We start from the raw sequence: 12,434 nt of genomic DNA on the forward strand, positions 1-12,434 counted from the left end.
CCTTAGTCGTCAAACGATTCGAAGGCTTCCGGGCGTTCCAGAATCGAATAGCCGTTTCGCCAGTTTTGCCAGGTCACCTGGATCGAGCGTCCCAGCATCAGCACAAAGCCGAGCAGCGCCGCCCAGTACACATAGTTCTTGTTCCATTCGATGGTGGTCATCGGCTCGTCGCCCACGATGCCGATGTACTTCCAGACCAGCCACGCGGCGTAGCCCAGGAACGCCGTGCGCAGCACGTCGACCAGCGTGGACAGCACGCGCGCCGGGCCATGCGGCAGGTAGCGATAGATCAGGTCCACCTGGATATGCCGGCTCTTGCGCACGCACATCGACGCGCCGATGAAGACCACGCCGATCAGGCAGTAGGTGGCCAGTTCCTCGGTCCAGGCCAGCGAATCGTTCATCACGTAGCGCGTGAAGAACTGCATGAAGACCAGCAGCGTCATGATCCAGAACAGGCCCACGGTGAACCAGTCCTCGGCGGCGTAGCCGGACAGGTCCACCGGTTGCGCATCGGCGGCCTCGAAGGTGTGGACGATTTCCTCGACCGAGGTCATGTGCGGGGCGCCGTCGGCGGGCGGGGTGTCCGTGGCCCGGTCGGGCAAGGCTTGGGAGCGCAATTCCATTGGAAGTCTCCGGTTCCTGTGGTGTTTTTCTCCCCTCCCGCTGGCGGGAGAGGGGCGGGGGAGAGGGCAGGCGTTTCCGATGAGACAGATCGCAATGTGAGCGGCCTTACCCTCTCCCCCAACCCCTCTCCCGTGTACGGGAGAGGGGAGCGGGATTGCGAGTCGGGCTTATTTCACCGCCTGGATCTTTTCCCAGTCCGCCTTGCGATAGCCCTGCGACTCGACGCTGACGTTCTTGAGCACGGCGTCGCGATACTCGGGGATGCTGACCTCTGTCACCGTGATGCCCTTTTGCTTGAACACCGCCACGAGTTCCTTCTCGCGCGCCACCACGTCGGCCGTGGCCTTGGCGGCGGCTTCCTGCGCCACGTCGAGGAACATCTTGCGCTCGGGCTCGGACAGCTTCTTCCAGAGCGCGCCCGAGACAATGGTGTTCAGGTGATCGACGATATGGCCGGTCAGCACGATGTACTTCTGTACCTCGTAGAACTTCTTCGCCTCGATGGTGGTCAGCGGATTCTCCTGGGCTTCCACGGTGCCGTTCTGCAGCGCCAGGTAGACCTCGGCAAACGCGATCGGCGACGTGTTCACGCCGCAAGCCCGGGGCATGGCCAGGTAGGCCGGCACGTCAGGCACGCGCATCTTCAGGCCCTTCATCTCGGCGCAGTGCGAGAACGGCTTGTTCGACGTGGACTGGCGCGTGCCGTAGTACGTGGTGGCCACGATATGGTTGCCGGTCTTCTGCTCGTAGCCCGCCGTCAGTTCCTTGTAGATGTCGCTCTTCGTGTAGGCCAGCAGGTGGTCGGGGCCCCGGAAGATGTACGGGTAGTACGTCACGCCGATGCGCGGGAACGACTTGGCCGCGAAGCTGGAGCCCGAGATGATGATGTCCACCGTGCCCATCGCCAGGCCCTGGTTGATATCGTTCTCCTTGCCCAGTTGCGACGCCGGGAACACGTCGATCTGATACTTGCCGTTGGTGCGCTTCCTGATCTCGTCCGCGGCCCAGACCGACCATTTGTGGAACGGCTCCGAGGTTTCATAGACGTGCGCCCATTTGAGCTTGATCGGGGCAGCCTGCTGGGCCAGCGCGGGGGTGGTCAGGGTGGCGGCGAACAGCAGGGCCGCACCGAGCATGGACGAGAACTGCCGGCGACGTAGCATCATGGGTCTCCTTTTTCGGTGAAAGATCCGCCGGTCTTATAGGGGTGACCAGTCGGCATGCGAGGGCAAAACCTTATCCGGTCAACTGCACCTTGGTACTGCGGGATTTGTCGGCGGCCAGCTGGAACGCCTCGACCGCCTGTGCCAGCGGCAACTGCGCGGACAGCAGCGGCCGCACGTCGAGCCGCCGGCTGGTCAGGTACTGCACCGCCCAGTCGAATTCGCGGCCAAAGCGGAACGCGCCCACGTAGTCGAGTTCGCGCGCCATGATGCTGTTGGCCGGAAAATGCAGCCCTTCGGCCGGCAGGGTACCCACCTGTACGATGCGGCCGCCCCGGCGCGTGGCCGTCAGGCACGTGCCCAGCGCGGCGACGCTGCCGGCGGCTTCCAGGCTCACGTCGGCAATGTCCTGCAGTTCGCTGGCGGGCACCTGCGTGGTCAGGATGGTGCGGTCGGCGCCCACCGCCGCCGCCACGTCGAGCGGCCGCTGGGCGATATCGCACACGATGATCTGCGCCGCGCCGGCCAGGCGCGCGGCCATCACGGTCAGGCTGCCGATGGTGCCGCCGCCGGTCACCAGCACGGTCTTGCCAAGCAGTTCGCCAGCCCGGTTCACGCCGTGCAGCGCCACCGACAGCGGTTCGGCAAAGGCCAGTTCGCCCAGCGAGATATCGGCGTGCACCGGCGTCAACTGCCGCTCATGCATCGGGAAGTGCTGGCGGAACATGCCCTGCACATGCGGAAACACGCTGGCGCTACCCAGGAAGCGCATGTTGCGGCACAGGTTGTCGCGGCCGGCGCGGCAGTAGTCGCACTGGCCGCACGCGTGCGACGGATTGATCGCCACCTTCATGCCCGGCGCCACACGTGTGACGGCGCTGCCCACCGCCTCGACGATGCCGGACGCCTCGTGCCCCGGCGTCAGCGGTTCCTGGATGACGAACGCGCCGACCTTGCCGTGGAAGTAGTAGTGCAGGTCCGACCCGCAGATGCCGGCCGCGCCCAGGCGCACCAGCACATCGTGGGCGCCCGGGGCGGCCGGTTCCACTTCGGTAAAGCGCAGGTCTTCGCTGGCATGGATATGGCAGGTCAGGGACATCACGACTCCTCGCTGTGGACTTTCACGTCTTTGCCATGGCCCGGCCACGCCGCATAGAAGCGGTGATGCGACAGTTCCAGGTGGTCGCACATCGCGGCCCGCGCCGCATCGGGCGAGCCGGAATCGATGGCATTCACCACGGCACGGTGTTCGGCAATGGCGGCGGCCCAGCTTTCGGCGTTCTCGAAATGGTTGCCAAACTGCGCGAACAGCGGGTTATGGCGCTCGTCGAACAGTTCGGCCACCAGGCGCAGCAGCACGGCGTTTTCCGATACCTCGGCAATGCGCAGATGAAACATGCGGTCGCCGCGCACGGGGATATGGCCGCTGCCGGCTTCCTCTTCCATCAGCGCGATCGATTCGGCCAGCGCCTCCAGCAGTGCCGGCGTGCAGTGGCGCGCGGCGCCGGCGGCCATTTCGCCTTCGATCACCTGGCGGGCGCGGATCACGTCCAGCGGCGTCGCCGCCACGATGCCGCCCCCGTGCGCGGCCGGGGGTGTGGCATCGGCCGCGCAGGCATAGATGCCCGATCCCATGCGGACCTCGACCAGGCCTTCCACCTCCAGCGCAATCAGCGCCTCACGTACCGACGGACGCGACACGCCCAGTTGCACCGCCAGGTCGCGCTCGGGCGGCAACCGCGCGCCAACGGGAAACTCCCCGCTTTCGATCAACCGGCGCAGCTGGTCGGCAATCTGGCGGTACAGGCGACGCGGTTCGATCTGCTGAAGCGGCATGGGGTATCCCGGGCAGGCAGCGGACAAATGGTCAAGCGGTCTGACCAATTTCTAGGAGACTTTGCGCGCCGCTTCAAGAAAATGTTATGGCGCGCCGCAGCAGGGCATCGCTCGGGAAAGCGGGAGCTGCCAGGAGAGGCCGCGCGGGCAGATATGACACGGCTGCATGCCAAAACTACCTGCCATCGACGCCCATCTGCGCGATTTCTTCCGTTAGGGCATCCGCCGCACACGCGTCCCAAGTCCCTGAAATCATTGGGGAAAGCCGGCTGGAGCGGCGCGCGGTCGACATCGGGTCGTCATGCGGGCCCTGCATTTGCTACTAAGCTTTCTTGGGACTGCCCTGGTTCTGGGACAGTCTGCCGTGTTCCGTCTGTGAGGAGATCACGATGCAAACAAAGACGTTAATACCCGCTGTACTGGTCGCCGCCGGCCTGCTGTCCGTGCCGCTCGCCCAGGCCCAGCAACAACAACCGATGCCCGGCCAGACCCAGCCGTCGGGTCCCACCCCCATGCCATCCCCCGGCCAGGCAGGCGCGATGCCACCCAATGCGACCCCGATGCCGCCGGCCACCAGCGGCAGGCAGCCGCAAGGCATGTCGAACAAGGGACAAAGCTCTGGCTCCCAAGGCGGCATGTCTCAGGGCGGCATGTCCTCGGGCGGGTCCCAAGGCGGTATGTCGCAGGGCGGCATGTCCTCCGGCCAGTCTGGCTCGGCGCCGATGGGCGCCCAGTCGCCTTACTCGCCCAAGAAGTGGAACAAGGGCGAAAAGCTGCCGGCAGAATTCCGCGACCGGCAGTACGTGATCGACAAGTACAAGGACTACAACCTGCCCGCGCCCAAGAAGGGGTATCACTGGGTAGGCGTCGGCGCCGACTACTATCAGGTGTCGTCGAACGGCACGATCTATTCGGTCGGGCCGGGAAGCTGATCCGGGTAGGAGTTTTCCTAAGAAAAACGCCGCGGGGTCGCGGCGTTTTTTTTGTTTAGCGGTGCGTATCGGCGTCGTCGGCCTCCGCAAAAAACACGGCCTGGACGGCATGTTCGATGGCGTCGAACGTTTCAGGCCGGACCCGTGTGCCAAGCTGCTTGCGCCAGCGATTCGATATCCGGCCTTTTTCACGGAAGCAGCTCGATATCAGCGTGGCCAGATCGTGATTGCGGATGTCGAACTCGGCTTCCACGCGGCTGACAACTTCGTCATAGCCAAGCAGGAATTGCGTTTCCGCCTGCAGGTCATGTTCCAGCGCCTCCTTGACCATGCGCACGCTGAATTCGACGCACTGCGTCGCGTCCCAGTAGCGGTACGGCGTGGCGCCCGCCGAGGTCTGGCAATCGAACTCATGATCGCCGACGGCCCAGACGCGCCACAGCGCACGTACCGGTTTCGAAAAACTCTCCAGCGCCGCCAGATAGTCGGCTTCGTTCCGCTTGATGGCCACCGAGACCGGCAGCAAAAAGCCTTTCGCCATCTTGCCCGAACGGCAAAGTGCGTGATGAATAAGAAACCGCGACAGTCGCCCATTGCCGTCCATGAACGGATGGATGAACACGAACCAGAACGAGACGACGCTGGCCACGATCAGCGGGTCGAGATTGCGCGGAGGCGCGTTGGCAAACGACTCAAGGCCCTGCATCAGCCCCGGCACGTCGTCGGGGTGCGGCGGGACATAGGTAACCGATGCGGCGCCATGGCCGCCGCGCCGCAGCCAGTTTTGCTCGTTGCGGTACTGCACGGCCTGGTCGTACGGATTGGCGATGATGTCGTTCTGCAGCTCGGTCAGGTATTCCTCATCGAGCGGCCGCCGTTCGTGAGCGTGCTGCAGCAGCCGGACGAAGCGTTCGGACTTGTCGAGCGTCGGCCGTTCACGCTCGATTTCGAACGACTTCTCGGTCTCGCTCAGGTAGGCCCAGTTCAGCGCGCGATCGAGAAGGTCTTTGCCCACCGTGGCGATGAACGTATCCATGCGGGCAAAGACGTCCATGTCCAGCACGGCCTGTATGGCATTGGTGCGCTGGACATTGACGCATTGGTCCAGTGAGCCCAGGCCGTTGAACCGAACGCGCCAGCGTGGAAACAGCTGCCCGGGTTCGGCCGTGTAATAGCGTGCGGGATCGAACAGGTCCACATAGGGCACCTTGGTCGATTGCCGTGGCGTCAGGATCTTGCCTGTGAAGTGTTCCCAGAGCAGGGCCGCGATGCGGACGTAGCGGCTGTTTGGCTGTGCGTCGATTTCGGCCTGGAGATCGGCGTGTTCGATCTTTGGAAGGGCGCCAGCCAGGATAGCCAGGTTGACGCCCTCATGCTTGAGCGCAAACAGCACATGCGCCAGTGGCGACGCGCCTTCAGGCGGCGCAACCTTGCGCGGGAACAGCACGGCATCGGCGGTTGCCAATATGCGCGTCGTGGCGCCCGCGCGGGCTTCGCGGACGACGGGAACAGCGGGAAGGTCCAGCTGTTCACGCAGCCGGGCATATCCAACCAATCGCATACTGTGCATGGCGACCCCTTAAAGTGATGTTAGGGGCGCAACTTTTTATTAGGCAGACGAAGAATTTTTATATTTTTCCGCCTACTCGTCTACTTTTTATTAGGCAGTGATGCTTGCATCACTCAAAATGCACGGTGGACCGCCATACGCCACACCAAATTGGCGCTGGCCGAACTTTTTATATATTTCGACCCCAAACCACGCACCAAATCTTGGTGGGTCTGGGGCCCTGGCCCTGACTTGCCCTCAATCCGGCAACGCGTCGTACGTCACCAGAAACACCTGGTCATCGCCCGCGCTGACCGACAGCCAGACGATATCGAGATCGGGGAAGGCCGCTTCCACGTTGTCGTGTTCGTTGCCGATTTCCACCACCAGCACGCCGCCCGGGTTCAGGCGCTTTTTGGCGCCAGCGATGATACGGCGCACCACGTCCATGCCGTCGTCGCCGCCGGCCAGTGCCAGGCGCGGTTCGGCCAGGTACTCGGCCGGCAGTTCGCGCATCGACTGCTCGTTGACATAGGGCGGATTGGTCAGAATCACGTCGTACGTGGCGCCCGAAGGCAGCGGCGCGTACAGGTCGCCCTCGAACAGCGCGATGCGGTTCTCCATCTTGTAGTCCGCCACGTTGCGGCGGGCCACGGCCAGTGCGTCGGACGAAATGTCCACGGCGTCGATGCGCGCATTGGGCCAGACATGCGCGGCGATGATCGGCAGGCAGCCCGAGCCGGTGCACAGTTCCAGCACCGGGCCGATCTGCCCGATGTCGCCCAGCCATGGCTCCAGGCCGTCCTGTAGCAATTCGCCGATAAAGCTGCGCGGCACGATCACGCGCGAATCCACGTAGAAGCGCAGGCCGTGCATGAACGCCTCATGCGTGATGTACGCCGCCGGCACGCGTTCCGTGACGCGGCGGTCGATCACCTTGAGCACGGCGTCGACTTCCTCGGGCAGCAGGCGCGCGTCGAGGAACGGATCGAGCGTGTCCAGCGGCAGGTTCAGCGTGTGCAGCACCAGGTAGGCCGCTTCGTCATAGGCATTGGCGCTGCCGTGGCCGAACGACAGCCGGGCGGCCGTAAATCGGGAAACGGCCAGCCGCAGCAGGTCGCGGACGGTCTTCAGGGGGGAGGGGGTAGCCATGGCGGTGGGTCGTTCCAATGGTAAGTCGATCAGCCGATCAGGCGATCAGGCGTTCCAGCACGCCCCGGTAAACGTTCTTGAGCGGCTCGATGAAGCGCACTTCCACGTGTTCGTCGATCTTGTGGATGCTGGCGTTCGGCGGGCCGAATTCAATGACCTGCGGGCAGATCTTGGCGATGAAGCGGCCGTCGGACGTGCCGCCCGTGGTCGACAGCTCGGTCGTCACCCCGCACTCGGCGGCGATGGCGGCCGCCAGCGCGTCGGAAAGATCGCCGCGCGGCGTCAGGAATGGCTCGCCGCCCAGCGTCCAGTCCAGCGTGTATTCCAGGCCGTGCTGGTCCAGGATCGCATGCACGCGCTGCTTCAGGCCGTCCAACGTGCTGGCCGTCGAGAAGCGGAAATTGAAGTCGATGGTCACGTGGCCCGGAATCACGTTGGTGGCGCCGGTGCCCGCATGGATATTCGACATCTGCCACGTGGTGGGCGGGAAATACTCGTTGCCCTGGTCCCACGTCTCGGCCACCAGCGCGGTCAGCGCCGGCGCGGCCAGGTGGATCGGGTTGCGCGCCAGGTGCGGGTAGGCGATATGGCCCTGCACGCCCTTGACCGTGAGCTTGCCCGACAGCGACCCGCGGCGGCCGTTCTTGACCATGTCGCCCAGCGTATCGACCGAGGTCGGCTCGCCCACCACGCAGTAGTCCAGCCGTTCGCCGCGTGCCTTCAGGGCTTCCACCACCTTCACGGTGCCGTCGTGCGCGGGGCCTTCTTCGTCGCTGGTGATCAGGAACGCGATGGAACCGGCGTGGTCCGGGTGCCGGGCGACGAATTCCTCGCAGGCCACCACGAAGCCGGCAATCGACGTTTTCATGTCGGCCGCGCCACGGCCGTAGAGCTTGCCGTCGCGCTGGGTCGGTTCGAACGGGTCGGACGACCACTGGTCGAGCGGGCCGGTCGGTACCACGTCGGTGTGGCCGGCAAAGGCCAGCAGCTTGCCCGCCGTGCCCTGCGTGCCGCGCCGGACCGCCCACAGGTTGGTCACGCGGAAGCTGTCAGGGCCGCTGACGATGTTCTCGCAGGTAAAGCCAAGCGCGGTCAGGCGCGCTTCCAGCACGGACTGGCAGCCTTCGTCGGCAGGGGTGACCGAGCGGCGGCGCATCAGGTCTTCGGTCAGGGCAAGGGTCGGATTCATGGTGCGGGGGGTGCGACGAATGGTGCGAAATGCGGGTCTTCAGAACAGCGAGGCGTACGTGTCGGCGGAAAACCCCACGCTGACCTTGCCATCGCGATCCAGTACCGGGCGCTTGATCAGCGACGGGCTGGTCTGCATCAGGGCCACGGCGCCAGCTTCGTTGTCCGCCTTGGCCTTGTCGGCGTCGGACAGCGCGCGGTACGTCGTGCCTTTCTTGTTCAGCAGCGTGGCCAGCGGCACGTGCTTGAGCCAGGCGCGCAACATCTGCTCGTCGACGCCTTGCTTCCTGAAATCGTGGAACGTGTAATCGACACCGTTCGATTCCAGCCAGGTGCGGGCCTTCTTGACGGTGTCGCAGTTGGGAATGCCGTAGAGCAGGACGGTCATGGTGCGCGGAATCGGGGTGAAATTAACGGAACAGCAGGTTGATCGCGATGATCAGCCCGCCCAGGCCAAATGCCACGCCAGCCATGGCCACGGCCGTCATCAGGCGCAGCCGGCGGTCCAGCCGCGCGGCCTCGCGGCGCAGCGCCTCGATCGTGATCGCGTGCTGTTCGGCCAGCAGCTTGACCGCCTCGGCCTGCTGCACGGCGGCCGCTTCCAGTTCCGCGATGCGCGCGGCCGGGTCGCGCGGCGGCTCGGCGTCGGGCTGCGTGCTGTCGCTGCCGTCCTTGCGCTTGCCCTTCTTGAGCTTCTCGAGGGTCTTGTTGGCCTGTTCGAGGATGGTGGGCAGCAGGGATAGCACGGTACTGACGGTGGCGGGGTCAAGGGCCATGAATCGCTTGGCAGAGGATGGCATCGGCGGGGATGTAATCCGCCGCCGGGACGCGCCCGGCGGCAGGGTGCGGCGCGAAAGATCCGTCGGATCAGTCGCGCAGCAGGTCGTTCAGGCTGGTCTTGGCGCGGGTTTGGGCGTCCACCTTCTTCACGATCACGGCGCAGTACAGGCTGTACTTGCCATCCTTGGACGGCAGGTTGCCCGCCACCACCACCGAACCGGCGGGCACGCGGCCATAGTGGATCTCGCCCGTTTCGCGGTCGTAGATCTTGGTCGACTGGCCCAGGTACACGCCCATCGAGATCACCGAATTTTCTTCGACGATCACGCCTTCCACGACTTCCGAACGGGCACCGATGAAGCAGTTGTCCTCGATGATGACCGGGTTGGCCTGCAGCGGCTCCAGCACGCCGCCAATGCCCACGCCACCCGACAGGTGAACGTTCTTGCCGATCTGGGCGCACGAACCGACGGTGGCCCAGGTGTCGACCATCGTGCCTTCGTCCACGTAGGCGCCGATGTTCACGTACGACGGCATCAGCACGGCATTCCTGGCGATGAACGAGCCACGGCGGGCCACGGCCGGCGGCACCACGCGGAAGCCGGCCTTGGCGAAGTCGTCCTGGCTCCAGTTGGCGAACTTGGTCGGCACCTTGTCGTAGAACTGGGCAAAGCCGCCGGCGCTCATCGGCGCGTTGTCTTCCAGGCGGAACGACAGCAGCACGGCCTTCTTGACCCACTGGTTGACGATCCAGTCCTGGCCTTGCTTCTCGGCCACGCGCAGCGTGCCGGCGTCCAGCTGCGAGATCACGTTGGCCACGGCTTCGCGGATATCGTTCGGCGCGGACTTCGGCGACAGGCTGGTGCGGTCTTCCCAGGCCTGGTCGATCAGGGCTTGCAGAGCTTGCGTCATGATGGTGTTCTCAGTGGTGATTTGTGTAAGAGGCGGCGCCGGTGGCAGGTGCCCCGGCGCCAGGGCATTCGATCGGTGAAGCAGGGTGAAGCGGGGCGCCGGGTCTGTCAGGCCAGCGACTTGCAGAATTCGACAATCCGGCGCGCACCTTCCAGGCACTCGTCGGGCGTGGCCACCAGCGCCATGCGCACGCGGTTCTTGCCGGGATTGGCACCGTGCGCATCGCGTGCCAGGTAGCTGCCCGGCAGCACGGCCACGTTCTGCTCGGCCAGCAGGCGAACGGCGAACTCGGTGTCGCTCAGGCCCGTGCGCGACACATCGGCCCACAGGTAGAACGCCGCGTCGGGCAGCGCCACGTCCAGCACCTGGGCCAGCAGCGGGGTGACTTCGGCAAACTTGCGCACATAGGCGGCGCGGTTGTCGCGCACGTGTGCCTCGTCGCCCCAGGCGGCCACGCTGGCGGCCTGCACGGCCGGGTTCAGCGCGGCACCGTGGTAGGTCCGGTACAGCAGGAATTTCTTCAGGATGGCCGCGTCGCCGGCCACGAAACCCGAGCGCAGGCCCGGCACGTTCGATCGCTTGGACAGGCTCGAGAACATCACCAGGCGCTCGAAGCCACGACCCAGCTTGTGGGCGGCCTCCAGCGCGCCCAGCGGCGGCGTGGCTTCGTCGAAATAGATCTCGGAATAGCACTCGTCCGACGCAATCACGAACCCGTAGCGGTCCGACAGTTCGAACAGCTGCTTCCAGTCCTCCAGCGACAGCACGGCGCCCGTGGGATTGCCCGGGGAGCATACGTAAAGCAACTGGACCTTCGGCCAGACATCGGCATCGATCTGGTCGAACGCCGGGGCGAAATTGCGCGCCGGATCGCTGTTGGCGAAAACCGGACGGGCACCGGCCAGCAGGGCCGCGCCTTCATAGATCTGATAGAACGGGTTCGGGCACAGCACCAGCGGATCGGGCCGGCTGGCATCGATCACGGTCTGCGCGAAGGCAAACAGCGCCTCGCGCGATCCGCTGACCGGCAGCACCTCGGTGGCGGCATCGACGTTCGGCAGGTGGTAGCGGCGCTCCAGCCAGCCGGCGATGGTCTGGCGCAGCGCGTCGGTGCCGGCCGTGGCCGGGTATGTGGCCAGCCCGGACAGCGACGCGGTCATCGCGTCTTTGATGAACTGCGGCGTCGGATGCTTGGGCTCGCCAATGCCGAAACTGATGGCCGGCTTGTCGGCCGGTTTCACATCGGCCACCAGCACGCGCAGTTTCTCGAAAGGGTAGGTCTGGAGCAGGTCGAGGCGCGGATTCACGGTGGCAGGGCGGCGGGGCGGTTGAAACGCAGAAGTATATCGCGCCGGGCACATGACCGGAAAGCGCGCGCGGGCGCAGGTACCCCGTACAGCCGCCTGTCAATACAGCATCACCCGCGACACCATGGCGACGATGGGCCGGCGCACCAGGTCTTCCAGGCGCGCATGCAGGTGCAGGGGGCGCAACAGCATCTTGACCGTCATCTCGATCGGCAGGTGGCGCCGGATTACGGCGCTGCAGCGCGAATTCAGGGCGCGGACCTCGCGATCCGGCACGTCTTCGCGATTCTGCTCGATGCGCAGCACGTTCCGGAGCGCGATTTCGGCGTCCTCGTTCTTGATTTCCAGCAGCCGGCGCGCCAGGGCGGCCAGCACCTTGGCCCGGCCAAGCCGCTCGTCGTGGCTCAAGTCATTGAAATAACGGAAGAAATGCTTGTAGTGACGCACTTCGTCATTGGCGATGCGGCGCGTCAGGTTGCGCAGCACGGGCTCGTCGCTGGCTTGTTCCAGTGCACGGTAATAGGTGGCGGTGCCGGTTTCCACCACGCAGCGCGCGGCCATTTCCAGTGCCGGCGTACGCTCGAAATTGTCGACGGAACAGGTCTTGCTGTACTCGTCGAAGAAGCGCCGGTACCCGCGTTCCCAGTCGAATTCGGGCCAGACATGCTCGACATAGCGGCGCAGCGCCAGGCCGTGCTGCAGTTCCTCGGATTCCCAGTGCTGCGACAGCCACTTGGCCGCGTCGGGCACGTCGGCGTAGTACTGCGCCAGATTGCCGGCGTAGGTGTCCGACCCGCTCTCGATGAACGAGGCGCCGGTCAGCAGATAGAAGAGCGTGCGATCGTCTCGGACTTTTGCGACGTCGATGGCGTTGTAGTCGATCTCGGCGATGGACCACGGCAGGTCACCCGGCGTCTCGGCCGGTGGGGTTGGGGTCATGCTCAGTCCTCCAAAACTGCTGCGCTGCAGGCAATCAAGCTTCAGACTG

General features: G+C 65.0%; 13 protein-coding genes. 1 reads left to right on the forward strand and 12 read right to left on the reverse strand.

All coding sequences use genetic code 11. The features are described from left to right. Nucleotides 1-2: 2 nt before the first annotated feature. From AC24R4_RS24190 to AC24R4_RS24205, 4 genes are all read right to left on the reverse strand, one after another. Nucleotides 3-626, reverse strand: a complete 624-nt coding sequence (locus tag AC24R4_RS24190) for a TRAP transporter small permease (RefSeq protein WP_400393020.1) — start codon at nucleotides 624-626, stop codon at nucleotides 3-5. A 168-nt stretch (nucleotides 627-794) separates the two neighbouring features. Beyond that, nucleotides 795-1,790, reverse strand: coding sequence for a sialic acid TRAP transporter substrate-binding protein SiaP (locus AC24R4_RS24195; RefSeq protein ID WP_400396083.1), 996 nt, complete (start codon nucleotides 1,788-1,790; stop codon nucleotides 795-797). Nucleotides 1,791-1,863: 73 nt separating this feature from the next. Continuing rightward, nucleotides 1,864-2,889, reverse strand: coding sequence for an L-idonate 5-dehydrogenase (locus tag AC24R4_RS24200; RefSeq protein ID WP_400396079.1), 1,026 nt, complete (start codon nucleotides 2,887-2,889; stop codon nucleotides 1,864-1,866). After that, nucleotides 2,889-3,626 (reverse strand): FadR/GntR family transcriptional regulator, encoded by a 738-nt coding sequence (locus AC24R4_RS24205; RefSeq protein ID WP_400396081.1) that lies wholly within the window; start codon nucleotides 3,624-3,626, stop codon nucleotides 2,889-2,891. The genes AC24R4_RS24200 and AC24R4_RS24205 overlap by 1 nt, the downstream gene beginning before the upstream one ends. Nucleotides 3,627-4,015: 389 nt before the next feature. Between AC24R4_RS24205 and AC24R4_RS24210 the strand changes: the two genes are divergently transcribed. Further along, nucleotides 4,016-4,558: an RcnB family protein gene (locus AC24R4_RS24210; RefSeq protein WP_487523721.1), complete on the forward strand. Its 543-nt coding sequence runs from the start codon at nucleotides 4,016-4,018 to the stop codon at nucleotides 4,556-4,558. A gap of 55 nt (nucleotides 4,559-4,613) precedes the next feature. Here AC24R4_RS24210 and AC24R4_RS24215 read toward each other — a convergent pair whose 3' ends face one another. From AC24R4_RS24215 to AC24R4_RS24250, 8 genes are all read right to left on the reverse strand, one after another. Then, nucleotides 4,614-6,128: a Fic family protein gene (locus AC24R4_RS24215; RefSeq protein WP_487523722.1), complete on the reverse strand. Its 1,515-nt coding sequence runs from the start codon at nucleotides 6,126-6,128 to the stop codon at nucleotides 4,614-4,616. Nucleotides 6,129-6,365: 237 nt separating this feature from the next. Continuing rightward, nucleotides 6,366-7,259, reverse strand: coding sequence for a 50S ribosomal protein L3 N(5)-glutamine methyltransferase (gene prmB / locus AC24R4_RS24220; RefSeq protein ID WP_400392751.1), 894 nt, complete (start codon nucleotides 7,257-7,259; stop codon nucleotides 6,366-6,368). 37 nt (nucleotides 7,260-7,296) lie between these two features. Beyond that, a complete protein-coding gene (gene dapE / locus AC24R4_RS24225; RefSeq protein ID WP_400392753.1) occupies nucleotides 7,297-8,448 on the reverse strand; it encodes a succinyl-diaminopimelate desuccinylase in 1,152 nt (383 codons plus the stop codon). Nucleotides 8,449-8,487: 39 nt separating this feature from the next. Beyond that, nucleotides 8,488-8,835 (reverse strand): ArsC family reductase, encoded by a 348-nt coding sequence (locus AC24R4_RS24230; RefSeq protein ID WP_400392759.1) that lies wholly within the window; start codon nucleotides 8,833-8,835, stop codon nucleotides 8,488-8,490. A 22-nt stretch (nucleotides 8,836-8,857) separates the two neighbouring features. Next, a complete protein-coding gene (locus AC24R4_RS24235; protein ID WP_400392761.1) occupies nucleotides 8,858-9,247 on the reverse strand; it encodes a hypothetical protein in 390 nt (129 codons plus the stop codon). A 67-nt stretch (nucleotides 9,248-9,314) separates the two neighbouring features. Then, entirely contained in the window at nucleotides 9,315-10,139 is an 825-nt protein-coding gene (dapD, locus tag AC24R4_RS24240) for a 2,3,4,5-tetrahydropyridine-2,6-dicarboxylate N-succinyltransferase (protein ID WP_101684181.1), read from the reverse strand. A 107-nt stretch (nucleotides 10,140-10,246) separates the two neighbouring features. Continuing rightward, nucleotides 10,247-11,446 carry a succinyldiaminopimelate transaminase gene (dapC, locus tag AC24R4_RS24245; protein WP_400392763.1) on the reverse strand — a complete coding sequence of 400 codons (1,200 nt, stop codon included), beginning with the start codon at nucleotides 11,444-11,446 and terminating at the stop codon, nucleotides 10,247-10,249. Between the two features lie 99 nt (nucleotides 11,447-11,545). Next, nucleotides 11,546-12,385 carry a ferritin-like domain-containing protein gene (locus tag AC24R4_RS24250; protein ID WP_400392765.1) on the reverse strand — a complete coding sequence of 280 codons (840 nt, stop codon included), beginning with the start codon at nucleotides 12,383-12,385 and terminating at the stop codon, nucleotides 11,546-11,548. Nucleotides 12,386-12,434 lie beyond the last annotated feature (49 nt).

The organism is Cupriavidus sp. CER-90 (genome assembly GCF_057652055.1).

Bases quoted from the DNA above. Each gene is read 5' to 3' on its own strand.
- AC24R4_RS24190 (WP_400393020.1), bottom strand. From the start codon at position 626: ATGGAATTGCGCTCCCAAGCCTTGCCCGACCGGGCCACGGACACCCCG.
- AC24R4_RS24195 (WP_400396083.1), bottom strand. From the start codon at position 1,790: ATGCTACGTCGCCGGCAGTTCTCGTCCATGCTCGGTGCGGCCCTGCTG.
- AC24R4_RS24200 (WP_400396079.1), bottom strand. From the start codon at position 2,889: ATGTCCCTGACCTGCCATATCCATGCCAGCGAAGACCTGCGCTTTACC.
- AC24R4_RS24205 (WP_400396081.1), bottom strand. From the start codon at position 3,626: ATGCCGCTTCAGCAGATCGAACCGCGTCGCCTGTACCGCCAGATTGCC.
- AC24R4_RS24210 (WP_487523721.1), top strand. From the start codon at position 4,016: ATGCAAACAAAGACGTTAATACCCGCTGTACTGGTCGCCGCCGGCCTG.
- AC24R4_RS24215 (WP_487523722.1), bottom strand. From the start codon at position 6,128: ATGCACAGTATGCGATTGGTTGGATATGCCCGGCTGCGTGAACAGCTG.
- prmB (WP_400392751.1), bottom strand. From the start codon at position 7,259: ATGGCTACCCCCTCCCCCCTGAAGACCGTCCGCGACCTGCTGCGGCTG.
- dapE (WP_400392753.1), bottom strand. From the start codon at position 8,448: ATGAATCCGACCCTTGCCCTGACCGAAGACCTGATGCGCCGCCGCTCG.
- AC24R4_RS24230 (WP_400392759.1), bottom strand. From the start codon at position 8,835: ATGACCGTCCTGCTCTACGGCATTCCCAACTGCGACACCGTCAAGAAG.
- AC24R4_RS24235 (WP_400392761.1), bottom strand. From the start codon at position 9,247: ATGCCATCCTCTGCCAAGCGATTCATGGCCCTTGACCCCGCCACCGTC.
- dapD (WP_101684181.1), bottom strand. From the start codon at position 10,139: ATGACGCAAGCTCTGCAAGCCCTGATCGACCAGGCCTGGGAAGACCGC.
- AC24R4_RS24250 (WP_400392765.1), bottom strand. From the start codon at position 12,385: ATGACCCCAACCCCACCGGCCGAGACGCCGGGTGACCTGCCGTGGTCC.